Origin of the sequence: Streptococcus pasteurianus, from assembly GCF_004843545.1 — a bacterium.
Taxonomy (GTDB): domain Bacteria; phylum Bacillota; class Bacilli; order Lactobacillales; family Streptococcaceae; genus Streptococcus; species Streptococcus pasteurianus.
The window spans coordinates 2,111,698-2,136,924 of the sequence record NZ_CP039457.1 but is presented as its reverse complement, the minus strand read 5'-3'; the positions used below and the strand labels follow the sequence as shown (position 1 = coordinate 2,136,924).

At 36.8% G+C, this 25,227-nt stretch carries 25 protein-coding genes; 19 read left to right on the top strand and 6 right to left on the bottom strand.

The features are described 5' to 3' along the window. Positions 1 to 77 precede the first annotated feature (77 nt). Entirely contained in the window at positions 78 to 944 is an 867-nt protein-coding gene (locus E8M05_RS11130) for a GRP family sugar transporter (protein WP_013852367.1), read from the top strand. Positions 945 to 1,005: 61 nt separating this feature from the next. Here the strand turns inward: E8M05_RS11130 and recF are convergent, their stop codons facing one another. After that, positions 1,006 to 2,100: a DNA replication/repair protein RecF gene (gene recF / locus E8M05_RS11125; protein ID WP_003067011.1), complete on the bottom strand. Its 1,095-nt coding sequence runs from the start codon at positions 2,098 to 2,100 to the stop codon at positions 1,006 to 1,008. Positions 2,101 to 2,102: 2 nt separating this feature from the next. Further along, positions 2,103 to 2,480: a S4 domain-containing protein YaaA gene (yaaA, locus tag E8M05_RS11120; RefSeq protein WP_013852366.1), complete on the bottom strand. Its 378-nt coding sequence runs from the start codon at positions 2,478 to 2,480 to the stop codon at positions 2,103 to 2,105. Positions 2,481 to 2,568: 88 nt separating this feature from the next. Here yaaA and yfmF point away from each other — a divergent pair, with 88 nt between their 5' ends. The 9 genes from yfmF (at position 2,569) to E8M05_RS11075 (ending at position 10,650) form a co-directional block, all read left to right on the top strand. Next, complete coding sequence (yfmF, locus tag E8M05_RS11115) at positions 2,569 to 3,813, top strand: EF-P 5-aminopentanol modification-associated protein YfmF (RefSeq protein WP_041972964.1); 1,245 nt, start codon at positions 2,569 to 2,571, stop codon at positions 3,811 to 3,813. Further along, positions 3,814 to 5,103, top strand: coding sequence for an EF-P 5-aminopentanol modification-associated protein YfmH (yfmH, locus tag E8M05_RS11110; RefSeq protein WP_048791415.1), 1,290 nt, complete (start codon positions 3,814 to 3,816; stop codon positions 5,101 to 5,103). Positions 5,104 to 5,166: 63 nt separating this feature from the next. Then, a complete protein-coding gene (locus tag E8M05_RS11105; RefSeq protein ID WP_003067002.1) occupies positions 5,167 to 6,108 on the top strand; it encodes a helix-turn-helix domain-containing protein in 942 nt (313 codons plus the stop codon). Between the two features lie 8 nt (positions 6,109 to 6,116). Next, on the top strand, positions 6,117 to 6,671 hold the full coding sequence (gene pgsA / locus E8M05_RS11100; protein ID WP_003066999.1) for a CDP-diacylglycerol--glycerol-3-phosphate 3-phosphatidyltransferase: 555 nt from the start codon (positions 6,117 to 6,119) through the stop codon (positions 6,669 to 6,671). Further along, positions 6,668 to 7,510, top strand: coding sequence for an energy-coupling factor ABC transporter ATP-binding protein (locus tag E8M05_RS11095; protein WP_048791416.1), 843 nt, complete (start codon positions 6,668 to 6,670; stop codon positions 7,508 to 7,510). Before pgsA ends, E8M05_RS11095 begins: the two co-directional genes overlap by 4 nt. Further along, positions 7,486 to 8,328, top strand: a complete 843-nt coding sequence (locus E8M05_RS11090; protein WP_013852358.1) for an energy-coupling factor ABC transporter ATP-binding protein — start codon at positions 7,486 to 7,488, stop codon at positions 8,326 to 8,328. The genes E8M05_RS11095 and E8M05_RS11090 overlap by 25 nt, the downstream gene beginning before the upstream one ends. Then, positions 8,321 to 9,118, top strand: a complete 798-nt coding sequence (locus E8M05_RS11085) for an energy-coupling factor transporter transmembrane component T family protein (protein ID WP_003066993.1) — start codon at positions 8,321 to 8,323, stop codon at positions 9,116 to 9,118. Before E8M05_RS11090 ends, E8M05_RS11085 begins: the two co-directional genes overlap by 8 nt. 132 nt (positions 9,119 to 9,250) lie before the next feature. Beyond that, entirely contained in the window at positions 9,251 to 9,835 is a 585-nt protein-coding gene (gene apf / locus E8M05_RS11080; RefSeq protein WP_013852357.1) for an aggregation-promoting factor, read from the top strand. Positions 9,836 to 10,041: 206 nt separating this feature from the next. Continuing rightward, a complete protein-coding gene (locus tag E8M05_RS11075; RefSeq protein ID WP_048791417.1) occupies positions 10,042 to 10,650 on the top strand; it encodes a transglycosylase SLT domain-containing protein in 609 nt (202 codons plus the stop codon). 29 nt (positions 10,651 to 10,679) lie between these two features. On the opposite strand, the gene E8M05_RS11070 is transcribed toward E8M05_RS11075, so the two are convergent. From E8M05_RS11070 to sdaAB, 3 genes are all read right to left on the bottom strand, one after another. Next, on the bottom strand, positions 10,680 to 11,315 hold the full coding sequence (locus tag E8M05_RS11070) for an HAD hydrolase-like protein (protein ID WP_048791418.1): 636 nt from the start codon (positions 11,313 to 11,315) through the stop codon (positions 10,680 to 10,682). 98 nt (positions 11,316 to 11,413) lie between these two features. After that, positions 11,414 to 12,286, bottom strand: coding sequence for an L-serine ammonia-lyase, iron-sulfur-dependent, subunit alpha (gene sdaAA / locus E8M05_RS11065; protein ID WP_003066983.1), 873 nt, complete (start codon positions 12,284 to 12,286; stop codon positions 11,414 to 11,416). An 11-nt stretch (positions 12,287 to 12,297) separates the two neighbouring features. Continuing rightward, positions 12,298 to 12,969 carry an L-serine ammonia-lyase, iron-sulfur-dependent subunit beta gene (sdaAB, locus tag E8M05_RS11060; protein WP_003066981.1) on the bottom strand — a complete coding sequence of 224 codons (672 nt, stop codon included), beginning with the start codon at positions 12,967 to 12,969 and terminating at the stop codon, positions 12,298 to 12,300. Positions 12,970 to 13,197: 228 nt separating this feature from the next. On the opposite strand from sdaAB, the gene mnmA reads away from it, so the two are divergent. The 8 genes from mnmA to rpsD all read left to right on the top strand — a co-directional run bounded on the left by mnmA (position 13,198) and on the right by rpsD (position 22,000). After that, positions 13,198 to 14,319, top strand: a complete 1,122-nt coding sequence (mnmA, locus tag E8M05_RS11055) for a tRNA 2-thiouridine(34) synthase MnmA (protein WP_048791419.1) — start codon at positions 13,198 to 13,200, stop codon at positions 14,317 to 14,319. Positions 14,320 to 14,534: 215 nt separating this feature from the next. Continuing rightward, a complete protein-coding gene (locus E8M05_RS11050; RefSeq protein ID WP_003066976.1) occupies positions 14,535 to 14,993 on the top strand; it encodes an NUDIX hydrolase in 459 nt (152 codons plus the stop codon). Between the two features lies 1 nt (position 14,994). After that, entirely contained in the window at positions 14,995 to 16,899 is a 1,905-nt protein-coding gene (gene mnmG, locus E8M05_RS11045) for a tRNA uridine-5-carboxymethylaminomethyl(34) synthesis enzyme MnmG (RefSeq protein WP_048791420.1), read from the top strand. A gap of 86 nt (positions 16,900 to 16,985) precedes the next feature. Continuing rightward, complete coding sequence (locus tag E8M05_RS11040) at positions 16,986 to 18,962, top strand: DHH family phosphoesterase (protein WP_003066971.1); 1,977 nt, start codon at positions 16,986 to 16,988, stop codon at positions 18,960 to 18,962. Continuing rightward, on the top strand, positions 18,962 to 19,414 hold the full coding sequence (gene rplI / locus E8M05_RS11035) for a 50S ribosomal protein L9 (protein WP_003066969.1): 453 nt from the start codon (positions 18,962 to 18,964) through the stop codon (positions 19,412 to 19,414). Before E8M05_RS11040 ends, rplI begins: the two co-directional genes overlap by 1 nt. 36 nt (positions 19,415 to 19,450) lie before the next feature. Next, positions 19,451 to 20,812 (top strand): replicative DNA helicase, encoded by a 1,362-nt coding sequence (gene dnaB, locus E8M05_RS11030; RefSeq protein WP_013852353.1) that lies wholly within the window; start codon positions 19,451 to 19,453, stop codon positions 20,810 to 20,812. 37 nt (positions 20,813 to 20,849) lie between these two features. Then, a complete protein-coding gene (locus E8M05_RS11025; RefSeq protein ID WP_003066965.1) occupies positions 20,850 to 21,122 on the top strand; it encodes a Veg family protein in 273 nt (90 codons plus the stop codon). Positions 21,123 to 21,388: 266 nt separating this feature from the next. Further along, a complete protein-coding gene (rpsD, locus tag E8M05_RS11020) occupies positions 21,389 to 22,000 on the top strand; it encodes a 30S ribosomal protein S4 (RefSeq protein WP_003066963.1) in 612 nt (203 codons plus the stop codon). A gap of 95 nt (positions 22,001 to 22,095) precedes the next feature. Here rpsD and E8M05_RS11015 read toward each other — a convergent pair whose 3' ends face one another. Further along, a complete protein-coding gene (locus E8M05_RS11015; RefSeq protein ID WP_013852352.1) occupies positions 22,096 to 22,638 on the bottom strand; it encodes a TetR/AcrR family transcriptional regulator in 543 nt (180 codons plus the stop codon). Between the two features lie 131 nt (positions 22,639 to 22,769). Between E8M05_RS11015 and E8M05_RS11010 the strand changes: the two genes are divergently transcribed. Next, entirely contained in the window at positions 22,770 to 25,088 is a 2,319-nt protein-coding gene (locus E8M05_RS11010; protein WP_048791421.1) for a YhgE/Pip domain-containing protein, read from the top strand. The last annotated feature ends 139 nt before the right edge of the window (positions 25,089 to 25,227 follow it).

Here is a 25,227-nt window from a genome sequence, read left to right as displayed (position 1 = left end):
AATAAACGATTATTTTTATATTTACAATATTGTAAATACTGTTTACTTAATTGTAAAAATATTGTAAAGGAGAAAAAATGCAAGGTATTTTATATGCATTGATTCCCATGGTTGCGTGGGGAAGTATTGGTTTTGTCAGCAATAAAATTGGTGGTAAACCAGATCAACAAACATTAGGAATGACTATTGGAGCACTTTTATTTGCTTTTGTTGTTTGGCTATTTGTCCAACCCGAAATGTCAGTATCACTCTGGGGATTTGGAATTATTGGTGGTATGCTTTGGTCTATGGGGCAAAATGGTCAATTCCGTGCTATGCAATACATGGGTGTTTCTGTGGGGAATCCATTATCAAGTGGTGCTCAATTAGTTTTCGGTAGTTTAATTGGAGCTATCGTCTTTGGTGAGTGGAGTAAACCTGTTCAGTATACTCTTGGTATTATTGCTTTACTTTTGCTTGTCATTGGTTTTTATTTTACAAGTAGACAAGATGCTGAAAAAGTTGAAACGAGTGAATTGACCGATTTTGGGAAAGGTTTCCGTGCTTTAACTTATTCTACTGTTGGTTACCTTTCTTACACAATCTTATTCAACAACATCATGAAATTTGATGCGTTGGCAGTTATCTTCCCAATGGCTGTTGGTATGGTTATTGGTGCAATGATGTTCATGAAATTCAACGTTAAATTTGAAACAGTTGTTATCAAAAATGCTATCGTTGGTTTGATGTGGGGTGTTGGTAATATCTTCATGCTATTAGCTGCTGCTAAAGCTGGTTTAGCTATTGCTTTTAGCTTCTCACAATTAGGTGTTGTTATTTCTATCATGGGTGGTATTCTTTTCCTTGGTGAAACAAAAACACGTAAAGAAACACGTTGGTTGGCAATTGGTATTGCTTGTTTTGTTCTTGGTGCTGTTTTACTAGGAATTGTCAAGTCTTATTAATCGTTGACAATGTTGTCAACTTATCTGTAAACATAACAAAAAGCTGGCAAACGCCAGCTTTTTAATTTTCTTGAATGTTACCTTGATTAACTGTAAAGATTTTTAAGTCGTCCGGAAGCTGCGATAGGTGGTCGAGACTCGTTGTTGTAATGAAGGTTTGAACGTTTTTATCAATAATCATTTTTAAGAGTTCGGTTTGTCTGTAATTATCAAGCTCGCTCATGACATCATCTAAAAGCAAAATAGGATAATCACCAGTTACTGTTCTTATTAACTCAATTTCAGCCATTTTTAGTGATAAGATTAAGCTACGGTGCTGACCTTGGCTGCCAAAATTTGCTGGCATATCATTGATGAAAAATTCCAAATCATCGCGGTGAGGACCAACACTTGTATTTTTTTTGAAAATATCACGCTGCTGATTTTTCTGTAAAGCTTTTAAGAAGTTTGGCTTAATGTCATCCTTTTCTTGGAAGGAAACAGATGACAGATAATGGATACTAAGATGTTCAATGCCGTTTGAAATGGCATAATGATAGCGGTCGGCTTCTTTTTCTAAATTAGAAATGAAATCTAAACGATGTTCCATGACACGGCTACCAAAATCAGCTAATTGCTCATCAAGCACAGCTAAAAAATCAGTATCAACTTTTTCAGCCGTTTTAAGATAAGTATTACGCTGTTTTAGCACGTGGTTATAATTAGACAAATCAGCTAAATAAATCGGCTTTATTTGCCCTAAATCAATGTCAATAAATTTTCGACGAAGGCTTGGAGCGCCTTTGATGAGTTGTAAATCTTCAGGTGCAAAAAGAACAACGGTCATTACACCAATATAGTCTGATAACTTAGCTTGTTTTAGATGATTAACTTTTGTAACACGTCCCTTACTTGAAAGACTAATATCTAAAGGAACAGTACCACTTGAACGTTGTAAAATACCAGAAACCAGAAGTTCTTTGGCATCAAAATGAATCAACTCTTTGTCTGTTCGTGTGCGGTGGCTGCGGGTAAGAGAAAGGAAATAAATTGCTTCTAAGAAATTTGTCTTTCCTTGAGCGTTTTTTCCGATGAAAACATTAAGTCCAGGAGAAAATTCAAGCTCACTAGTCAGATAGTTACGATAATTTTTTAACGTTATTTTTTGAATCCACATGCTTAAGTTCCTGGGAAACGAACGGGTTTACGTTCATTTGTTTGTTTTGTTTTTCCTTGATTTTGTTTTTTAACTTTTTTATTTTTCTGATTGAGCTCTTTGACAATGGCAGCGACACGTTCTTTTTCAGCAATTGCTTCTAGGTGCTCTTGTTTTTCAGCTGATGTTGGTTCGACAATCTGAATCTCAACATTTTCTTCGGGAATGGTGATGGTATCGCCGATACGAATTTTTTTGCCACGACGTTTTTCATCTTGACCATTAAAAAGAACAGTTGTTTCTGCTAAATACCCTTTTATAGCCCCACCACTTTGGATAATACCAAGTTCTTTTAGTAATGCTTGTAATGTGATATAGTCATCAAATAATTTGTATTCCATTGTTTTCTCCATTTTATAATTCAAGTAATTATAACATAAACGTGGTATAATTTTAGCTAATAATGTGTTTTTTAGTAAGGAATTTGCAATGAAATTAGTTGAGGGTGTTGAATTACATCTTATCAAAAGTGAAAAATTTAAAATGAATCACCTAACTTTTCGCTTTTCTGGTGATTTTAGTCAAAAGACGGTTGCACGACGTGTTTTAGTCGCGCAAATTTTAGCGACAGCCAATGCGGAATATCCAACAGCTCAGCGTTTTAGAGAGCGTTTAGCTAGTCTTTATGGTGCAACGTTGTCAACCAAAGTGTCAACCAAGGGACTAGTCCATATCGTTGACATTGAGTTGGCTTTTATAAAAAATCAATTTGTAATGACAGATGAAAATCTGTTGGAAGAAATGATTGATTTTCTTTACCAAAATTTATTTTCTCCACTTGTGACGGTTGAGCAGTATCAGTCTAAACTTTTTAATATCGAGCAGACCAATTTGATTAATTATTTGAACGCTGATAAAGACGATAGTTTTTATAGCAGTGAGTTGGGGCTTAGGAAACTTTTTTATGAAGATTCTGCTTTTCAAACTTCAAAATATGGAACAGCTGAATTAGTAGCTACTGAAAATTCTTACACGGCTTTTCAGGAATTTCAGAAAATGTTGCGGGAAGACCGTTTAGACATCTTTTTATTAGGTGAGTTTGATGATTATCGTATGCTACAGTTGTTTAATCGTTTTCCATTTGAAGAACGTCATAAAGATTTAATATTTGACTACCAACAAGAATTCACAAATGTTATTAGACAACAATTTGAAACAAAAGATGTTAATCAATCAGTTTTACAGCTAGGCTATCATTTTCCAATACGTTATCAAGATGAAGAATACTTTACACTACTAGTCTTTAATGGGCTGTTTGGAGGTTTTGCTCATTCTCGTCTGTTTACAGAATTACGTGAGAAAGAGGGCTTGGCATATACCATAGGAAGTCAATTCGATATTTACACAGGTTTACTGAATGTTTACGCTGGGATTGACAAGAAAAACCGAAATAAAACACTTCAATTAATCAATAAACAATTTTCGGATATTAAGATGGGGCGCTTCTCTGAATCACTTTTAAAACAAACGAAAAAAATGTTAAAGGTTAATTTAAAATTGGCTTGTGATTCCCCAAGAGTAATTATTGAACGTGACTACAATCATCAGTATCTTACAGGTGATTTTAGTGTTGATAAGATGATTGACAAAATTGACAATGTTAGTAAAGAAGATGTTTTAAGATTCACAAGAAAAGTAAAATTACAGGCGCTTTATTTTTTGGAGGGAAAATAAATGACGGAATTAAAGGAGCAAATTTTTTCGGAAATAAATGAAAAAATTTACTCGGCTGAGTTAGAAAATGGATTGAAAATTTTTTTGATTCCAAAACAAGATTTTCAAGAAAGTTGTGGAATGATGATTGTAAATTTTGGCTCTCTTGACACAAAGTTTACATATGATGGACAGCCCAAAGAATACAACGAGGGGATTGCTCATTTTTTAGAGCATAAATTGTTTGAATTGGAAGATGGTCAGGATGTTGCGGAGCTATTTACTAATGCGGGAGCAAATAGTAATGCCTTTACAACATTTGACAAGACTTGCTACTATTTTTCTGCGGTTGACAACCTAGAAGAAAATGTGACACTTCTTCAGCAGTTTATATCAGAAACCTCCTTTACAGAAGCCTCTATTACGCGTGAAAAAGATATTATTGATCAAGAAATTGACATGTATCAAGATGATGCAGACTACCGTCTCTATCAAGGAATTCTTGAAAATTTATATCCTAACACTGCCCTTGCTCAAGATATTGCTGGCACGCAAGAAAGTATTGAAAATATTTCGGTGGCAGATTTAAAAGAGAATCACAATATTTTCTACTCTCCACAGGAAATGACATTGTTGCTTGTTGGAAATTTCGATAAGGACTTGCTATTTAATCAAATCAAAAAAGAGCAAAAAGAAAAGGCAAGTAAAAAACACGTTGTTAAGCGACAAGGTTTGGTGTATGAGCAGGTAGTGCCGAAAAAGAATATTCAAATGGATGTCACTCAACCTAAATTGGCAATTGGTTATAGAGGAGCACAGTTACCCAAGGGAACTTCAAGTTTACGTCAAGAATTGGCGTTGCGATTATTCTTTACCATGTTGCTTGGCTGGACATCAAAACGTTATCAGCAGCTTTATGAAAGTGGACAGATTGATGACTCTTTTGATTTTGAAATTGAAGTTTGTCCAGATTTTCAGTTTTTGATTATTTCTTTAGATACTTTGGAACCAATTGCGATGGCAAATAATATCTGTCAATATTTGAATAAAGTATCCCAATCAAGCAATTTGGATGACTTATCAGAAGAACACTTTGAAATTGTCAAAAAGGAACTGTATGGAGATTTCTTCAAAAGTTTAGATTCTATTGATAACTTATCAGCACAATTTATTAATCATTTATCAGCAAATGAAACTTATTTAGATGTTCCAAAAATATTAGCAACGTTGGGTTTTGCAGAAGTCTTGAAAATCGGTAATGATTTTTTAGCACATGCTGATGCAACAGAATTCACAATCTTACCAAAATAAATCGAAATACTTTCTAAAATTTGCTATAATAGACTTGATTACATTTTATTAAAGGAAACCCGCATGAGAGAACAAACGATTGGTGAGATTTTAAGAGAAGCTCGGGTGGCAAAACACCTGACATTAGAAGATGTTGAAGAAAAAGCAGCGATTCCTTCGCCACATCTTTTGGCTTTGGAGCTTGAACAATTTAAATTAATCCCTAAGGATAAGGTTGAAACTTACCTACAACAATATGGCGAAGCTGTTGAGCTTGACACTGCTGATTTGTTGGAAAAATATCATGAGCAAGAAGTTGGTTCATCAGATGAGGAGCAAGAAGAGCATGTAGTAGAATCTACTACTAATATTGAGAGCATTGTGAAAACACCACAAGATGAAACAATTAGCATTGCAAAATCAGTTAGCGATGATAGTATCATTATTGGTTCACGCTCAAGCCGCTACAAAGGAAAGGAAAAAACAAATTCTTACCTTCCGATTGTGATGCTTTGTTTGGTAGCCTTGGGAATTTTAGCTTTTGTTTCTTTCGTGACTTGGAATCAATTACAAAGTGATAGCAAGAATGCAAGTACAAGCTACTCCGTTGTTCATAGTAGTAGTGCAACAACGACAGACTCAACATCCTCAGAAAGTGCTTCTTCAACAAGTGAGTCATCATCTTCTAAGGAAGATACTTCTTTGAAAATGTCCACTGAAGGAAGTGGTAACAGCTTGACGGTAAATTTGTCAAATGTGACAGATAGTTTAACTGTTGAAATTAGCTTATCTGGTGCAAACAGTAGTTGGGTATCTGTGACAAATTCAGAATCTAATGACTCTGGGACGCTTCTTTCATCAACTGGAACAACAAGTTACACTGCAGTGCTTCCTTCTGGAACAACAAGTTCTTTAATTACTTTGGGGGTTACTGAAGGTGTGACAGTAACCATTGATGGACAAGAAGTTGATACTTCTGCATTAACAAGTACAGCACTAAGTTATATTACAATTAATATTCAGTAGGTAGAAAAATGAAAATCGATTTTACAAAAAAAGAAAACATTCCTAATTTATTAACATTAGGACGTATCGTGATGATTCCGCTCTTCATTCTCATCCTTTGTTTCTGGAAGAGTTCGACAGGACATGTTGTTGCTGCAATTGTTTTTGCATTGGCAAGCATTACAGACTATTTAGATGGTTATCTTGCAAGAAAGTGGAAAGTTGTTACTAACTTTGGTAAATTCGCTGACCCATTAGCTGATAAAATGTTGGTAATGACAGCATTTATTATGCTTGTTGAATTAAAAATGGTTCCTGCTTGGATTGCTGCTATCATTATTTGTCGTGAATTAGCTGTTACAGGACTTCGTCTTTTACTTGTTGAAAATGGTGGAACAGTCTTAGCAGCCGCTATGCCTGGAAAAATCAAAACATTTACACAAATGTTTTCAATTATTTTCTTACTATGCCACCTTTCAATCATTGGTACACTCTTGCTTTATGTAGCATTGATTTTTACTGCTTATTCAGGATATGATTACTTTAAGGGGGCAGGATTCCTTTTTAAGGATACATTTAAATGACATTGAATAGCATTGACGTTAAACATTTAAAATTCAAATATGATGACAATCAGGATAATTACACCTTGGATGACTTATCGTTTCACGTGAAACAAAGTGAATGGTTGTCTATTATTGGGCACAATGGTTCAGGAAAATCAACAACAGTTCGTTTGATTGATGGGCTATTAGCCGCTGAATCAGGCGATATTTTTGTTGAAAACGAACTTTTAACGGAAGACAATGTATGGAACATTCGTCAGAAGATTGGAATGGTTTTTCAGAATCCGGATAATCAATTCGTTGGAGCAACTGTTGAAGATGATGTCGCCTTTGGACTTGAAAATAAAGGAATTCCTCTTGAGGAAATGCAGTCACGTGTTAAAGAGGCACTTCAATTGGTTGGAATGTCTGACTTTGCTGACCGTGAGCCGTCACGTCTTTCTGGTGGACAAAAACAACGTGTTGCGATTGCTGGAGCAATTGCTATGCGTCCCAATATTATTATTTTGGATGAGGCAACAAGTATGCTGGATCCAGAGGGACGTTTAGAATTAATTCAGACGATAAAAGAGATTCGTGATCAGTATAATATGACGGTTATTTCTATCACTCATGACTTAGATGAAGTTGCGTTGAGTGACCGTGTGTTAGTTATGAAAAGAGGAAAAGTTGAGTTCAGCTCAACACCGCGAGAACTCTTTGCTAGAGGAGAAGAATTATTGACGTTAGGACTAGATATTCCTTTTTCAGCCAATCTTATCTCTACTTTAAAAAATAAAGGGTTTGAATTTACAGCGAATTATCTTACGGAAAAGGAATTAGAAGATCAGTTATGGGAATTACTCTTGAAAGCGTAAACTATACTTATCAAGCGGGGACACCTTTTGAAGGGCGTGCCCTTTTTGACATTAATCTTAGTATTAAAGAGGGGTCTTATACTGCTTTTATCGGACATACTGGATCAGGTAAGTCAACGATTATGCAGCTGTTAAACGGGCTTAATGTGCCTACGGAGGGCGCCGTTATCGTAGATGATATAAAAATTACAGCTGACTCTAAAAATAAAGATATCAAACCTGTGCGTAAAAAAGTAGGACTTGTTTTTCAATTTCCTGAAAGCCAACTTTTTGAGGAGACTGTTCTTAAAGATGTCGCTTTTGGTCCACAAAATTTTGGTGTTTCCATAGAAGAAGCTAAACAACTAGCGCGTGAAAAACTAGCTATGGTTGGCATTAGTGAGGAATTTTTTGAAAAAAATCCATTTGAATTATCAGGTGGTCAAATGCGCCGTGTTGCGATTGCTGGTATTTTAGCCATGGAACCAGAGGTGCTAGTCTTAGATGAGCCAACAGCAGGCTTAGACCCTAAAGGACGTCGTGAGCTTATGAGTTTATTTAAGGAATTGAATCAAAATGGTATGACGATCGTTTTAGTAACTCACTTGATGGATGATGTTGCTAACTATGCAGATTATGTCAATGTCCTTGAAAGTGGAAAATTAGTTCGTTCTGGTTATCCTAAAGAGGTTTTTCAGGATGTTGATTTTCTTGAAAGCAAACAGCTTGGTGTGCCTAAAATCACCAAATTTGCTCAGCAGCTTGTCAAACGTGGTTTACAGCTAGAAAGTTTACCAATTACTATAGAAGAATTTGCAGAGGTGGTGAAACATGGATAAATTAATACTCGGACGTTATGTTCCAGGAAAATCTTTGATTCATCACCTAGATCCACGTAGCAAACTTTTAGCAATGATTTTGTACATTGTTATTGTTTTCTGGGCTAATAATGTGGTGACAAACATTATTATGGTTGCATTTACCTTGATAGTTGTTTTGCTATCAAAGATTAAGTTGAGCTTTTTCTTAAAAGGTGTTCGGCCAATGATTGGTATTATTTTATTCACGACTTTGTTTCAAATGTTTTTTACACAAGGTGGTCAAACCTATTTTCAATTTGCTTTTCTTAAAATAACAAGCTACGGTTTTAGCCAAGCAGTTTTGATTTTTATGCGTTTTGTATTAATCATCTTCTTTTCAACGTTGCTGACTTTGACAACAACACCGTTAAGCCTTGCAGACGCTGTAGAATCGCTTCTAAAGCCATTTGTTCGTTTTAAGGTGCCTGCACATGAAATTGGTTTAATGCTCTCACTAAGCCTGCGATTTGTTCCTACGTTGATGGATGACACGACACGTATTATGAAGGCACAGCGAGCGCGTGGTGTGGATTTTGGGGAAGGAAATCTGATTCAAAAGGTAAAATCAATCATTCCAATTCTTATTCCACTTTTTGCATCGAGTTTTAAACGAGCAGATGCTCTTGCTCTTGCTATGGAAGCACGTGGCTACCAAGGTGGAGATGGACGAACTAAGTACCGAGTTTTGCAATGGCACCTAAAAGATACTTTGGTTTTAATAGTGTTAGTTATTTTAGGAATTTTGCTATTTTGGCTTAAGAAAAGCTAAAGCCCACTATTTGTATGCGCTTTCTTTATGTTAACACAATCTAATTGTAATAATTTTAATAAAAGACTAAAGTTCAGGTAACATTAACCTTGTATTATATATCCTATACTAATTTGTAAAAAGGAGCATATAATGCAAAAAAATACTTTAAAAAGTAAATCGAAAGCTATTAAGTTAGGAGTTGCTAGCGCAGCTTTTGCAGCAGCACTGATTGCCCCAGCAGTTGCTAATGCAGATTCTTACACAGTTAAATCAGGTGATACTCTTTCTGAAATTGCCTCAACTTACAATACGACAGTTGAACAATTATCAGCCTTAAACGGTATCTCTAACGTTGACTTCATTACTGTTGGTCAAATCTTAGAATTGGATTCAACAGCTTCAACAACAGAAACTACAACTTCAGCAGCTACTACTGATGATTCATCATCAGCAACATCTGCCGCTGAAAGTACAGATACAACTACTACAAGTTATTCATCAAACTTGAGCTCATCAGATGCAGCTGCTAAAGAAACAATCGCACAACGCGAATCAAGTGGTAGCTACACAGCTCAAAATGGTCAATACTACGGACGTTACCAATTAACGATTTCTTACTTGAATGGTGACTTATCAGCTGAAAACCAAGAACGTGTTGCAGATGCATACGTTGCAAGCCGTTATGGTTCATGGTCAGCTGCCCTTGCCTTCTGGAATGCAAATGGTTGGTATTAAGATTTTAGATAATTAGTTAAAAAGATTTGAGAGTTTCTCTCAAATCTTTTTTGTTTGCTCAAAATGGCTTTAAAACAGTATTTTTTAGGAAAATTAGGGTAAGTTTCAATGTTTTTGTAACATTTTTAACATATTTTCAATCTCCGAGTAACAATTAAATTATATGATAGCAAAAGGAGTTCTAGAGAGGTATATAGTTTATATTTATGTATAGTAGGATTGCTAAAGCAAAACAAAGAAAAATAAGAAATATTATCGTTAGTGTGCTCGGAGCAACTTTGAGCTTGGCTATGATTATTTTACTTATTCCTAAAATAGAATTATTCTCAGATACGTTTACAACACGTGCTGAGGCAGAAGTTGTAAAAGCAACATCTACAAGTTTTTCATCGACTTTAAACGAAACATCAATAAGCACGATATCATCTGAATCTAGTTCGGTAGAAGTCAGTGAAGTGTCTGAAGAACCTGCTATCGAAGAAGTTTATACAGAATCAGAAGAGCCGGTTGGTGAAGAGACAACTGTTACAGATTCAGAAGTAGCTGATACAACAACATCAAATGGAAACACTGCTGGTACTGTCGGTACAGCAGCTGCAGCGCAAATGGCAGCGGCAACAGGTGTTCCTCAATCAACTTGGGAAGCAATTATTGCACGCGAATCTAACGGTGATCCAAATGTGACAAATGCTTCTGGGGCATCAGGGTTATTCCAAACAATGCCTGGTTGGGGATCAACAGCAACTGTTCAAGATCAGATTACAGCTGCTATAAACGCCTATAATGCTCAAGGCTTATCTGCTTGGGGTTATTAAGCTAAATAAAAAAGAAAGCACTAATCATCTTATAGTGATGATAGTGCCTTTTTTATGTCCTGTGGATGATGACAGATTATTTCAGCACCATATTCTTGTAAACTTTCAGCAGAACCAAAGCCCCAAGTAATACCAAGCCTTCTAACACCTGTTTTCTGACCACCAATCATATCAAATTTTGTATCACCGATGATGACAGCTTCGGCTGCTTTGATTCCTTGTTCTGTAAGACAAGTGTTAATCACATCTGCTTTGTGAAAATGTTCAGGAGTTGAACCATAAACTTGCTTAAAGTTTGAAATGACACCAAGATCGGTTAACATTAGTCTTGCCATTGGTTCATGTTTACTTGTTGTGACATAGAGAGAGTAGCCTGACTTATTTAATTCTTTTAGTAGGTCGGAAATACCAGCATAAAGCGAAACTTGATGAACACCTTTAGCGTTGTAGTATTCTCTAAAAGTTTTTATTGCATGGTCAATATCAGCTTTCTCAGTGAAATAATTAGCAAAGGTAACTTCTAAGGGTGGACCGATGAATGTTGACAATTGCTTGTCAGTCTGTAAAGGTAACTGTAATCTTTCAAAAGCGTAATTAAATGCTGCTTTGATTCCTGGACTGGAATTTACCAAGGTTCCGTCGAGGTCAAACAAGATAGATTTCATATTTACTCTCCTGTAAAATAGTGTCAAGTTTCATTGACGATTTTGTCAATATCGAATGTTTTGCTACTATAGTATTAAAATACTAAATGCTTAGCAAACTATTCTCCAAAAATTTGAGTTTGTAATCGTCGTCCTGTTGGTGTGGCAGCTAAGCCACCTTCGGCAGTTTCACGAAAGGCAGTTGGCAGACTTGCTCCAACTTGATACATAGCATCAACAACTTCGTCAACTGGAATTTGAGATTCAATGCCAGCAAGTGCCATGTCAGCAGCCACAAGTGCAAAACTTGAACCAAGAGCATTACGTTTAACACATGGGACTTCAACAAGCCCTGCAACAGGGTCACAGATAAGCCCAAGCATATTTTTGATAACAAAAGCAACTGCTTGGCTGGCTTGGAAAGCAGAGCCACCAGCAGCCTTAACCAAAGCTGCGGCACTCATTGCAGAAGCAGAGCCAACTTCAGCTTGACAGCCACCTTCAGCGCCAGAGATTGAAGCATTATTTCCAATAACGAGTCCAAAAGCACCAGCAGTGAATAAAAAGTTCAACTGTTCTTCTTCAGAAAGTTTTAATTTGTCAATAGCAGTTGTCAGAACGGCAGGTAAACAACCAGCAGAGCCAGCTGTTGGTGTAGCACAAACAAGTCCCATTTTGGCATTCAGTTCATTGACAGCAATGGCATTGCGGACAGCGGTCAAGATAGTGGTATCTGACAAAGTCTTACCCGATTTAAGGTAGGTGTCCATTTTGACGGCGTCTCCACCAGTTAGACCACTAATTGATTTACTAGGTGTTAGTCCGTCAGTAACAGAATTTTTCATGACTTGAAGGTTTTTCGTCATGATGTGAATGATTTCGTCACGGCTACGTCCACTTAATTCCATTTCGGTGGCAATCATCAGTTCAGCAATATTACCGTTAAAATCTTTATCGGCTTGCTCAACCAATTCTTTAATAGAATAAAACATTCTTTTCCTTTCTAATCAAAGAAATTAACATTGTGCAAATGTGGAATTTGTTGAATCTGTTCAACAGCTTTGTGACAATCACGAGAGTCAACTTCGATAATCATGATTGCTTTTTCACCAGCACGTTCCCGAGTCACATTCATTTGGGCGATATTGATATTATGTTCAGACAGAATATCTGTTACTTTAGCAATCATTCCAGGAATGTCTTGGTGAACAATAATTAAAGTTGGTGTATTCATTTTCAGCGATACAGAGAAACCATTTAGTTCAGTTACCTCAATATTTCCTCCGCCGATTGATACGCCAGTAATACTCATGCTTTTGTCACCTTTTTCAACGGTAATTTTAGCGGTATTTGGATGTGGAGCGTTACTATCTTTAAGAATATCCCAATAAATGCGAACCCCTTTCTGGTGAGCGATTTCTAATGAATTTTTGATGTCAGGATTGTCAGTATCCATACCAAGAATACCTGCAACGAGAGCTTTATCAGTTCCATGGCCACGGTAAGTCTTAGCAAATGAATTGTACAAATGAAAGGTTACGGAATCGGGAATTTCTCCGAAAATAGAGTTAACAATTTTTCCAATACGAACAGCCCCAGCCGTATGGCTACTAGACGGACCAATCATCACGGGACCGATGATGTCGAATACGGATTGGAATTTTAGATTTTTCATATCTACTCCTTTAAGAATCTATGCTTACTTATTATAACAGAGGAAGGCAAAAGGGTAAATGAGAAAAAGCATTAGAATTAAGTGTAAAAGACTTACATAAATAAAATTTCGTGTTATAATAGTTTTCGCGTGGTTTCATGCATTCAAAATCGACCTTCAAATCGATTTTTGAAAAACTAGGCCCTTCAAGCCTATGTTCGAAAAAAATATCTTGATGGGAGGATTATCATGTCAGATAATTCAAAAACACGTGTTGTTGTCGGTATGAGTGGCGGCGTTGATTCGTCTGTAACGGCTCTCCTTTTGAAAGAGCAAGGTTATGACGTTATCGGTGTCTTTATGAAAAACTGGGACGACACAGACGAATTCGGTGTTTGTACAGCAACCGAAGATTATAAAGATGTGGCAGCTGTTGCTGACCAAATCGGTATTCCTTATTACTCTGTCAATTTTGAAAAAGAGTATTGGGACCGCGTCTTCGAATATTTCCTAGCGGAATATCGTGCAGGACGTACACCAAATCCAGACGTTATGTGTAACAAGGAAATCAAGTTTAAAGCTTTCCTTGACTATGCTATGACGCTTGGAGCTGATTATGTAGCAACTGGACATTATGCGCAAGTTTCTCGTGACGCAGACGGTACTGTTCATATGTTACGTGGAGCAGATAATAATAAAGACCAAACTTACTTCTTGAGTCAATTATCACAAGAACAATTGCAAAAAGTAATGTTTCCACTTGGACATTTGGAAAAAACAGAAGTGCGTAAAATTGCAGAACGTGCAGGTCTTGCGACAGCTAAGAAAAAAGATTCAACAGGAATTTGCTTTATCGGTGAAAAGAATTTTAAAGAATTCCTTAGTCAATATTTACCAGCACAAAAAGGTCGTATGATGACTGTTGATGGTCGTGATATGGGTGAACATGCTGGATTGATGTATTATACAATCGGTCAACGTGGCGGTCTTGGTATCGGTGGACAACAAGGTGGTGACAATCAACCTTGGTTTGTTGTCGGAAAAGATTTGTCAAAAAATATTCTTTACGTTGGTCAAGGTTTCTATCATGAGTCACTAATGTCAACTAGCCTTGACGCCTCAAGTATTCACTTTACACGTGATATGCCTGAAGAATTTACAATGGAAGTTACAGCAAAATTCCGTTACCGTCAACCAGACTCTAAAGTTACAATACATGTCAAGGTTGACAAAGCAGAAGTTGTCTTTGCTGAACCACAACGTGCCATTACACCAGGTCAAGCCGTTGTTTTCTATGATGGTAAAGAATGCCTAGGTGGCGGAATCATTGATATGGCTTATAAAAATGGAGTCGCTTGTCAATATATCTAGTTGACAAAGTTGTAAAGATAAGTTGACGGGCTTGGCTTATCTATATAATCAACTATTGCTCGAAAAATTATCGGCAATTAAATTGACATTTTAACTTAATTTGATACAATAATCGTAACAATAATCATGATGGTCAAAGCTCATGAGAATTGTGCGTTTTTGCCGCACAATTTTCGAGGGTTTTGGCTGTTTTTTGTGCAGTTAAGGAGTTTTAAATGGATTTTAGAACTAGAATTGGTGAGCAGAGCTTTGGTGTTAGAGCATCAGCCTTAATTATTAAAGATGAAAAAATATATTTAGCAAAATCTCCTAAAAATGAATATTATTTGTTAGGCGGAGCAATCTTAGTAAATGAATTAACTGAAGATGCCATAATACGCGAAATGAAAGAAGAACTTAATATCGATATTGAAGTTAAACAGTTGGCTTTTGTTGTTGAAAATCAGTTTTCTTTGGATCTCACAAAACATCATCAAATTGAATTTCTTTACTTAGTGAACCCACTTTCTGACCTTAATAAAGAGATATATGAGGGAGGTCAGAAGCGTATGTGTGAGTGGATTTCGTTTGAAGAACTCAGTAAGATTAACCTAAATCCAAGCTTTTTAAAAATTACCCTAAAAAACTGGGATGGTCAAGTCAAACATTTTGTAAATAAGAATAAGGAGAAATAAAATGACACACGAATTTGCTGAAAATTATGATGTAATTGTTGTTGGTGCTGGGCATGCTGGTGTTGAAGCTAGTTTGGCTGCGGCTCGTATGGGTTGTAAAACGATGCTGGCAACAATTAATTTGGAAATGTTGTCCTTTATGCCATGTAACCCTGCAATTGGGGGTTCTGCCAAAGGGATTGTTGTTCGCGAAATTGACGCTCTCGGTGGTGAAATGGGTAAAAACATTGACAAGACTTACATTCAAATGAAAATGCTCAATACTGGTAAAGGTCCTGCGGTCCGTGCTCTTCGTGCGCAAGCAGATAAGGCTCTTTACTCTCGTACAATGAAGCATACGGTTGAGCAACAAGAAAATTTGACATTGCGTCAGTCAATGATTGAAGAAGTTTTAGTCGAAGATGGTAAAGTTGTCGGTGTTCGCACAGCTACTAATCAGAAATTTTCAGCTAAAGCAGTTGTTATCACAACAGGAACAGCCCTTCGTGGCGAAATTATCCTAGGTGAGCTTAAATATTCTTCTGGTCCAAATAACAGCTTGGCTTCTATCGGACTTGCAGATAATTTGAAAGAATTAGGTCTTGAAATTGGTCGTTTCAAAACAGGAACACCACCACGTATCAAAGCAAGTTCTATCAATTACGATGAAACAGAGATTCAACCAGGTGATGAAAAACCAAATCATTTTTCATTCATGTCCAATGATGAAGATTACCTCAAAGACCAAATTCCTTGCTGGTTGACTTATACGAACCAAACAAGCCACGATATTATCAATAAAAATCTTTACCGTGCACCAATGTTTTCAGGGATTGTCAAAGGGGTAGGACCTCGTTATTGTCCATCTATCGAAGATAAAATTGTGCGCTTTGCGGATAAAGAACGTCATCAACTTTTCCTAGAACCAGAAGGTCGTGAAACAGAAGAAGTTTACATTCAGGGGTTGTCAACAAGCCTTCCTGAAGATGTTCAAAAAGAATTGATTCATTCTATTAAAGGGCTTGAAAATGCCGAAATGATGCGTACAGGATATGCAATTGAGTATGATATCGTTTTGCCACACCAATTGCGTGCAACGCTTGAAACGAAGAAAATTTCAGGTCTCTTTACGGCTGGTCAAACCAATGGTACGTCAGGTTACGAAGAAGCTGCTGGTCAAGGAATTGTTGCTGGTATCAATGCTGCTTTGAAAGTTCAAGGCAAGCCAGAAATGATTCTTAAACGTAGTGATGCTTACATCGGTGTTATGATTGATGACTTGGTAACGAAAGGAACGTTGGAACCTTATCGTCTGTTGACAAGTCGTGCGGAATATCGTTTGATTTTGCGTCATGATAATGCTGATATGCGTTTGACTGAGATTGGTCACCGTGTCGGTTTGGTTGATGATGAACGTTATCAACGTTTCTTGAATCGTAAACGTCAGTTTGACAATGAATTGACAAGATTGTCAACTCTTAAAATCAAGCCAGTTAAAGAAACTAATGCACGTATTGAAGCACTTGGTTTCAAACCATTGACAGATGCTTTGACAGCAAAAGAATTCATGCGTCGTCCTGAAATCAATTATGACATTGCGACAAGCTTTGTTGGTCCTGCTGAAGAAAAACTTGACAGCAAAGTGGTTGAACTTTTGGAAACTGAAATCAAATATGAAGGTTATATCAACAAAGCCCTTGATCAAGTAGCCAAAATGAAACGTATGGAAGAAAAACGTATTCCTGCTAATATTGACTGGGATGATATTGATTCTATCGCAACAGAAGCACGTCAAAAATTCAAGAAAATTAACCCAGAAACAATCGGTCAAGCAAGCCGTATTTCAGGTGTTAACCCAGCAGATATTTCTATTTTGATGGTTTACCTAGAAGGCAAGCAAAAACATCATAGAAAAGCGAATGATTAAGTCATCAAATTGTAATCTTTAAACCAATGACAGCTCTATCAAATAGGGCTGTTTTATGGTATAATTATAAGCTAAGAGGTTAACCAATGAAAAGATTTCGATTTGCAACTATTCACTTAGTCATGATAGGCTTGATTTTATTCGGGATTTTGGCTATTTGTGTCAGACTTTTTCAGACGGAGTCAGCTACTTTAGCTGCAATCTTTTTGGCGCTGTCTTTGCTTGTTGCATTGCTTTATTATCAAAAAGAAACATATGAGTTATCAGAACTTGAACAAATTGAATTACTAAACGACCAAACAGAAGTTAGTTTGAAAAGTTTATTAGAACAGATGCCTGTTGGTGTTGTTCAATTTGAGCAATCTACAAATGAAGTTGAGTGGTTTAATCCATATGCTGAACTTATCTTCACTAGTGAAGAAGGAGAATTTGAGGATGAACTCATCCAAAAAATTATTGGCAATAAGCGTGAAGGAGATGCCAGCCAAACTTTTGAGTTAAACGGTAATAAATACTCGTCTTATATTGATTCATCTTCAGGGATTTTTTATTTCTTTGATACATCAATGGGAAATCGTCAATTAGGCGATGCTGCGCTTTTGCGACCAGTTATCGGGATTATCTCAATTGATAATTATGATGATGTGACAGATGATTTATCTGATGCGGAAGTTTCTCAAATCAATAGTTTTATTGCTAATTTCATCTCGAATTTCACGAAGTCTAACAATATTTTTTATCGTCGTGTGGATATGGACCGTTTTTACTTTTTCACAGACTATGCTGTTTTAAGTAGTCTAATTGACGATAAGTTTACAGTACTAGAAGCTTTTCGCAAGCAGGCTAAAGAAGGAAGTGAGTTACCGCTGACTTTGAGTATGGGGGTTGCTTATGGTGATGATAATCATCAGCAAATTGGGCAAGTAGCTCTCCAAAACTTGAATACGGCACTTGTGCGTGGTGGTGACCAAGTTGTTATTTGTGAAAATGATGAACATAAGAAACCATTGTATTTTGGTGGTGGGTCAGTATCTACCGTTAAACGTACCCGTACGCGTACCCGTGCGATGATGACTGCTATTTCAGACCATATAAAAAATGTGGACAGAGTATTTGTTGTCGGACATCGTAATCTCGATATGGATGCTCTTGGTTCAGCGATTGGGATGCAGTTCTTTGCAAGTAATATCATTGAGGATGCTTATGCGGTTTACAATCCAGATGAAATGAGCCATGATATTGCAAGAGCAGTCAGAAGATTACAAGAAGATGGAAAAACGAATCTAATTTCAGTCAACAAAGCTTTACAACTAGTGACAAGCCAATCACTGTTGATAATGGTTGATCATTCTAAGGTTGATTTAACGTTATCGCAGGAACTTTACAACATGTTTACAGATGTCATTGTTGTTGATCATCATCGTCGTGACAATAATTTCCCAGAAAAAGCCATATTAACATTTATTGAAAGTGGAGCAAGTAGCGCTAGTGAATTAGTAACCGAATTAATTCAATTCCAAAACGCAGGCAAACGCTTAAGTAAAATTCAAGCTAGTATTCTAATGGCAGGGATTATGTTGGACACGAAGAATTTTTCGGCTAGCGTTACAAGTCGAACATTTGATGTTGCAAGTTATCTTAGATCTCAAGGAAGTGATAGCATTGAAATTCAAAACATTTCTCAAACAGATTTTGAGGAATATCGATTGGTTAATGAACTTATTCTTAAAGGGCGTAAACTTTATGACAACATTATCATTGCTAGTGGTGGTGATAATGTTGTTTACAGTAAAGTAGTTGCCAGTAAAGCTGCAGATACCATGTTATCTTTAGCTGGCATTGAAGCAACGTTTGTTATTGTTCAAGTTGCTCCTAATAAAGTAGCTATTTCGGCACGTAGCCGCAGTAAAATCAATGTTCAACGCATAATGGAAGAACTTGGTGGCGGTGGGCATTTTACCCTAGCAGCTTGTCAATTATCAGATATAACTGTTAGTCAAGCCGAACACTTATTATTTGAAATAATTGAAAATGATTTAAGAGAAAATATGGAGGTAGAGTGATGAAAGTTATTTTTCTAGCAGATGTTAAGGGTAAAGGGAAAAAAGGTGAGATCAAAGAAGTCCCGACAGGTTATGCCCAAAACTTTTTAATTAAGAAAAATTTAGCTAAAGAGGCGACTAATCAAGCTATTGGTGAATTAAAAGGTAAACAAAAATCAGAAGAAAAAGCACAAGCTGAAATTTTAGCAGAAGCTCAAGCGCTTAAAGCAGAGCTTGAGAAAGAAGTCACAGTTGTTAAGTTTACCGAAAAAGTTGGACCTGATGGACGTACATTTGGTTCAATTACAGCTAAGAAAATTGCTGAAGAATTGGCTAAACAGTTTGGTTTAAAAATCAACAAACGTTCTATCGAGTTAAATCATCCAATTCGTGCAATTGGTTCTGTCGAAGTCCCTGTTAAGTTACATAAGGAAGTAATTGCTGAAATTAAATTAAGCATTAAGGAAGCATAGTCCTACGTTTAGAGGTTATTAGGGGAGGTGAGGAATTTGGCAGAGGAGCCAGAATTGAGAGTTCAGCCACAAGATTTATTAGCAGAACAGTCTATCTTAGGTTCGATTTTTATCTCGCCAGATAAGCTTATTACTGTCCGTGAATACATTAGCCCAGATGATTTCTATAAATATTCTCATAGAGTTATTTTTAAGGCAATGATTACGCTTAGCGATCGTAATGAGGCTATTGATGCCACAACAGTTAGAACAATTCTTGATGACCAAGGAGATTTGCAAAACATTGGTGGCTTGTCTTACATTGTAGAACTCGTCAATAGCGTTCCTACAAGTGCCAATGCAGAGTATTATGCTAAAATTGTCGCCGAAAAGGCGATGTTGCGTAATATCATCTCTAGGTTGACAGAGACTGTAAACCTTGCATATGAAGGTTCTACGGATTCTGAAGACGTTATTGCAGGAGCAGAAAAAGCCCTTGTTGAGATTAATGAACGTAGCAATCGTAGTGGTTTTCGTAAGATTTCAGATGTTTTGAAGGTCAACTATGAAAATTTGGAAATTCGTTCGCGTCAGACAAGCGACGTTACTGGATTGCCAACAGGCTTTCGCGATTTGGATAAGATTACAACAGGTTTACACCCTGACCAACTGATTATTCTTGCTGCTCGTCCAGCCGTCGGGAAAACTGCTTTTGTTTTGAACATTGCGCAAAACGTTGGGACTAAACAAAATAAACCAGTCGCTATTTTCTCCCTGGAAATGGGTGCTGAAAGTTTGGTTGACCGTATGTTGGCTGCTGAGGGAATGGTTGATTCTCACCACCTTCGAACAGGTCAATTGACTGACCAAGAATGGAACAACATTACCATTGCCCAAGGTGCTCTGGCAGAAGCGCCAATTTATATTGATGATACACCAGGGATTAAAATCACTGAAATTCGTGCACGAGCACGTAAGCTGTCTCAAGAAGTTGAGGGGGGGCTTGGGTTGATTGTCATTGACTATTTACAGTTGATTACAGGAACACGTCCAGAGAATCGACAACAAGAGGTTTCTGATATTTCACGTCAATTGAAGATTTTGGCAAAAGAGCTGAAAGTCCCTGTTATCGCACTTAGTCAGTTGTCTCGCGGTGTTGAACAACGTCAAGATAAACGTCCTGTGTTGTCAGATATTCGTGAATCAGGTTCTATTGAGCAAGATGCGGATATCGTTGCGTTCTTGTATCGTGATGATTATTATCGTCGTGAGGGTGAAGAAAATGATGACGCTATTGAAGACAATACTATCGAAGTTATCTTGGAAAAGAACCGTTCAGGAGCGCGTGGTACAGTGAAATTAATTTTCCAAAAAGAATACAATAAATTTTCTAGCATAGCGCAGTTTGAAGAGCGTTGATAAATATAAAATACTTTATTAAGGAGCACAGTAGAAGATGAGTGATGCATTTGCAGATGTAGCAAAAATGAAAAAAATCAAAGAAGATATTAAAGCCCACGAAGGTCAACTTGTTGAATTGACACTTGAAAATGGTCGTAAACGTGAAAAAAATAAAGTTGGTCGTTTAACGGAAGTTTACCCTTCGTTATTTATCGTTGAATACAATGAAAATTCTGATGTTCCAGGAGCAATCAACAATTCTTATGTTGAATCATACACTTATTCAGATATTTTAACTGAAAAAACATTGATTCGCTATTTTGATTAATCCTTGATTAGAATTATCAGTAATAGTAGATAAAAAGGCTTTACAACGCCTTTTTTTTATGTTAAACTAAACTTTGTGTGAAATAATAGCAGGAGAGTATGAAGCTCGTCAACAGTTGGCTCTTCTACAGTTTTTCTTCTTGTAGAAAAGCTCCTAGAAGTCGGAAAAGTAATCTTGGCTGTTTAGATGAAAGTCAACTGCACGAATCAGGATTCTCTAATTTGTTATTTCCTACAAAATTTTTATTTTATAGGAGGACATTTTTAATGTCACGTTATACAGGTCCATCATGGAAACAATCACGTCGCCTTGGCTTGTCTCTTACAGGTACAGGTAAAGAATTAGCACGTCGTAACTACGTGCCAGGTCAACACGGTCCTAACAACCGTAGCAAACTTTCTGAATATGGTTTGCAATTGGCCGAAAAACAAAAACTTCGTTTCACTTACGGTGTAGGTGAAAAACAATTCCGTAACTTGTTCGTACAAGCTACTAAAATTAAAGGTGGAACTCTTGGTTTCAACTTTATGGTTCTTTTGGAACGTCGTCTTGACAACGTTGTTTACCGTTTAGGTCTTGCAACTACTCGTCGTCAAGCTCGTCAATTCGTTAACCACGGTCACATCCTTGTTGACGGTAAGCGTGTTGATATCCCTTCATACCGTGTAACTCCTGGTCAAGTTATCTCAGTTCGCGAAAAATCAGCTAAAGTACCTGCTATCCTTGAAGCTGTTGAAGCTACTCTTGGACGTCCAGCATTCGTATCATTCGATACTGAAAAACTTGAAGGTTCATTGACTCGTCTTCCAGAACGCGACGAAATCAACCCAGAAATCAACGAAGCACTTGTCGTTGAATACTACAACAAAATGCTTTAATTCTCAGTTGATTGAAGTATTTAAAACCATGGTTTTTACCGTGGTTTTTTTATAAATAGAAAAAGTCGCCAAGGGGCGACTGTAGGAATGGATGATTATAGTGACAGTGGTAAAAGTTTTAAAATGAGGTTAGTCATTTGGCGAGGAGATTCTTTTTTACCATTAGCTATCCAAGATTGGCAGAGACCAAAGAAGGCGTAGGCAAAGTAGATACTACTGTATTCTTTTTCGACAGGGGAAAGTTCTTCACGCCCAAAACGATTTTGAAAATCAGTGTTGATAAAGATGCGCACCTTATTAACAATAAAAGCTTGGAATTCTCGCGTGCCGTTCGCTGAAATCAAAGCAGATAGCAATTGCTCACGTTTTAAAAATTCAAAAATCTCTAAAAACGCTTGTTTTTTATTGCCTTCGTGTTTTTCAAAAATATATTCAACTTGATTGAAAAGGGTCCGTTGACAGGAATCAATCAATTCAAATTTATCCTTATAATGTGTGTAGAAGCTTGAACGGCTAATGCCAGCTTCTTTAGAAATTTTGATGGTGGTAATGTCGTCAAAACTCTCTGTCTTTAAAAGGGTGACCATAGCTTCTTGAATGGCTTTTTTGGTGTTAGCTCTGCGATTATCATTTGTCATAATAAAAATCTTTTGAACACTCTTAGACAGAGTGTCCAAAAATTCCTTCTTTTGTCTTGAAATTATTTTATATCTCTGTATAATATATTTTATCATAATTTTTGAACACTGTGTCCAAATTAGGAGAAAATATGTTAGAAGAATTAAAAGCACTTATAAAAAGCCCAAAACTTTGGGTAACAATGATTGGTGTTGCTCTTGTTCCAGCACTTTATAACTTATCTTTTTTGGGGTCTATGTGGGACCCGTACGGAAATGTTGATGATTTGCCAGTAGCAGTTGTCAATCAAGATAAGTCATCAACTTTAAATGACCAAACGCTATCAATCGGTGATGATATGCTGGACAGCATGTCTAAAAATAAAGCCTTAGATTATCACTTTGTTAGCGCAGAAAAAGCAGAAGAGGGTCTGGAAAATGGTGATTACTATATGGTTATCACATTGCCAGAGGATTTATCTGAAAAGGCAGCTAGCCTTTTGACAGATGACCCTGAAAAAATAACAATTAATTATCAAACAACAGCTGGACGTAGCTTTGTTGCTTCTAAAATGAGCGAATCTGCGATGACCAAGCTTAAAGATACTGTTTCTGAAAATATCACAGAAACTTATACAAAAGCTGTATTCAAGAGCATGTCTAGTTTACAAGATGGTTTACAAGAAGCAAGCGACGGTGGCAATGAGTTGCTCTCAGGAAGTCAACAGCTTGAATCTGGCAGTCAAACCATTACAGATAACCTCAACACAGCAGCATCAGGCAGCCAAACTTTAGCAGACGGAACAGCGACACTTTCAAGCGGCTTGACAACTTATACAAACGGCGTGTCAAGTTTGGCGAGTGGAGCCAATGAATTAGATAGTAACTCAGCAGCACTTGTAAGTGGTGTAGCTCAACTAAAAGAAAGTTCTGCACAAGTACAACAATTAGTTGATGGTGCTAATAGTTTAACCGATGGTTTACAGAAGTTAGCAACAGAGACAACACTTTCAGCAGAAGAATCTGCAAATATTCAGTCATTAATTTCAGGTTTACCTCAATTAAATGCTGGAATTCAACAATTAAATACTTCAGTTTCCAAGATTTCTACTAATGTTGATATCACACAAATTTCGACTGTTTTAAGTGATATTGCTTCACAAGCTCAGGGAATTTTGGAGGCAGAAGAAAAGGACAGTTCAGCCAGATTGACTGCTATTCAAGCAACTGCTGCTTATCAAAGTTTAGAGGCAGCACAACAAGCTGAGTTAGTTAATGCATTGAATACTTCAGGAAATAGTGTTAGTCAACAAGCACAGCAAATTTTAACAGATGTTCAAACAATGAAAACTGCTTTAACAGAGTTATCAAGTAAGGTAACTGAGTTACAAACGAGCGTTTCTCAAATTGCAAATAACTCAAATGTAGCTTTGCCTGGTTCTGTTGAGGCTTTGACAACATTATCTACTGGTTTAAATAAAGTTAATACGGCTGCTACAACAGAACTTGTCCCTGGAAGCAGTAAAATTGCTTCAGGAATCGCAACACTTAATACTAAACTAAGTAGTGGTGCAAGTGAGTTGTTGACAGGAGTAACAACATATACAAGTGCTGTTTCCAAAGTCGCTTCTGGTGCTAATCAATTGGCTGCTAGCAATAGTCAGTTGACCAGCGGAGCTTCTCAATTGCAATCTGGTGCGGAAACATTAGCTTCTGGTTCAAGTCAGTTAGCTTCTGGTAGTGATACGTTGACAAGTGGCTTGACAACCTTGACAAGTGGTATTTCAACATTGACATCATCACTTTCAGAGGCAAGTAATCAATTATCACTCGTTTCTGTAACAAATAAGAATGCTAAATTGGTTTCTAACCCTGTATCAACAAAAGAAACAGATAATGATAGCGTGAAAGTAAATGGTATTGGTATGGCACCTTACATGATTGCAGTATCACTTATGGTAGTTGCCCTTTCAACGAACGTTATCTTTGCAAGCTCATTGTCAGGACGTCCTGTGAAAAATCGTTTTGAATGGGCAAAACAAAAACTCTTTATTAATGGATTGATTTCAACGGTTGGTTCATTAGTATTGTATGGTGCTATTCAATTCCTTGGATTTGAAGCTAACTACGAATGGAGAACAATTTTCCTTATCATCTTAGGTGGTTGGACGTTAATGGCTCTTGTAACGGCTCTAGTTGGTTGGGATAATCGTTATGGTTCATTCCTTTCACTTCTTATGCTATTACTTCAAATCGGTTCTGCGGGTGGTTCATATCCAATCGAGCTTAGTCCTAAGTTCTTCCAAGTGGTTCATCCATATATGCCAATGACTTACATTGTAACAGGCTTACGTCAAACCATTTCGATGACAGGTTCAATTGGTACACAAATCGGTGTTCTTTCAGCACTCCTTGTTGTTTTCATGGTACTTGGACTTATCATTTACAGACAACCAAAAACAGAAAAATAAGATTACTAGATTGAGGAAAACGTTCATTTTGGACAATCTCTTCAATCTTTTTTTGATATGAACGATGTTCTCAGTTTTTACAATCAGATTATTTGAAAAACGAAGGAAACTTTTATACACTTAATGAGTTAACTAGAAA

Bases quoted from the DNA above. Each gene is read 5' to 3' on its own strand.
- E8M05_RS11130 (WP_013852367.1), top strand. From the start codon at position 78: ATGCAAGGTATTTTATATGCATTGATTCCCATGGTTGCGTGGGGAAGT.
- recF (WP_003067011.1), bottom strand. From the start codon at position 2,100: ATGTGGATTCAAAAAATAACGTTAAAAAATTATCGTAACTATCTGACT.
- yaaA (WP_013852366.1), bottom strand. From the start codon at position 2,480: ATGGAATACAAATTATTTGATGACTATATCACATTACAAGCATTACTA.
- yfmF (WP_041972964.1), top strand. From the start codon at position 2,569: ATGAAATTAGTTGAGGGTGTTGAATTACATCTTATCAAAAGTGAAAAA.
- yfmH (WP_048791415.1), top strand. From the start codon at position 3,814: ATGACGGAATTAAAGGAGCAAATTTTTTCGGAAATAAATGAAAAAATT.
- E8M05_RS11105 (WP_003067002.1), top strand. From the start codon at position 5,167: ATGAGAGAACAAACGATTGGTGAGATTTTAAGAGAAGCTCGGGTGGCA.
- pgsA (WP_003066999.1), top strand. From the start codon at position 6,117: ATGAAAATCGATTTTACAAAAAAAGAAAACATTCCTAATTTATTAACA.
- E8M05_RS11095 (WP_048791416.1), top strand. From the start codon at position 6,668: ATGACATTGAATAGCATTGACGTTAAACATTTAAAATTCAAATATGAT.
- E8M05_RS11090 (WP_013852358.1), top strand. From the start codon at position 7,486: ATGGGAATTACTCTTGAAAGCGTAAACTATACTTATCAAGCGGGGACA.
- E8M05_RS11085 (WP_003066993.1), top strand. From the start codon at position 8,321: ATGGATAAATTAATACTCGGACGTTATGTTCCAGGAAAATCTTTGATT.
- apf (WP_013852357.1), top strand. From the start codon at position 9,251: ATGCAAAAAAATACTTTAAAAAGTAAATCGAAAGCTATTAAGTTAGGA.
- E8M05_RS11075 (WP_048791417.1), top strand. From the start codon at position 10,042: ATGTATAGTAGGATTGCTAAAGCAAAACAAAGAAAAATAAGAAATATT.
- E8M05_RS11070 (WP_048791418.1), bottom strand. From the start codon at position 11,315: ATGAAATCTATCTTGTTTGACCTCGACGGAACCTTGGTAAATTCCAGT.
- sdaAA (WP_003066983.1), bottom strand. From the start codon at position 12,286: ATGTTTTATTCTATTAAAGAATTGGTTGAGCAAGCCGATAAAGATTTT.
- sdaAB (WP_003066981.1), bottom strand. From the start codon at position 12,969: ATGAAAAATCTAAAATTCCAATCCGTATTCGACATCATCGGTCCCGTG.
- mnmA (WP_048791419.1), top strand. From the start codon at position 13,198: ATGTCAGATAATTCAAAAACACGTGTTGTTGTCGGTATGAGTGGCGGC.
- E8M05_RS11050 (WP_003066976.1), top strand. From the start codon at position 14,535: ATGGATTTTAGAACTAGAATTGGTGAGCAGAGCTTTGGTGTTAGAGCA.
- mnmG (WP_048791420.1), top strand. From the start codon at position 14,995: ATGACACACGAATTTGCTGAAAATTATGATGTAATTGTTGTTGGTGCT.
- E8M05_RS11040 (WP_003066971.1), top strand. From the start codon at position 16,986: ATGAAAAGATTTCGATTTGCAACTATTCACTTAGTCATGATAGGCTTG.
- rplI (WP_003066969.1), top strand. From the start codon at position 18,962: ATGAAAGTTATTTTTCTAGCAGATGTTAAGGGTAAAGGGAAAAAAGGT.
- E8M05_RS11025 (WP_003066965.1), top strand. From the start codon at position 20,850: ATGAGTGATGCATTTGCAGATGTAGCAAAAATGAAAAAAATCAAAGAA.
- rpsD (WP_003066963.1), top strand. From the start codon at position 21,389: ATGTCACGTTATACAGGTCCATCATGGAAACAATCACGTCGCCTTGGC.
- E8M05_RS11015 (WP_013852352.1), bottom strand. From the start codon at position 22,638: ATGACAAATGATAATCGCAGAGCTAACACCAAAAAAGCCATTCAAGAA.
- E8M05_RS11010 (WP_048791421.1), top strand. From the start codon at position 22,770: ATGTTAGAAGAATTAAAAGCACTTATAAAAAGCCCAAAACTTTGGGTA.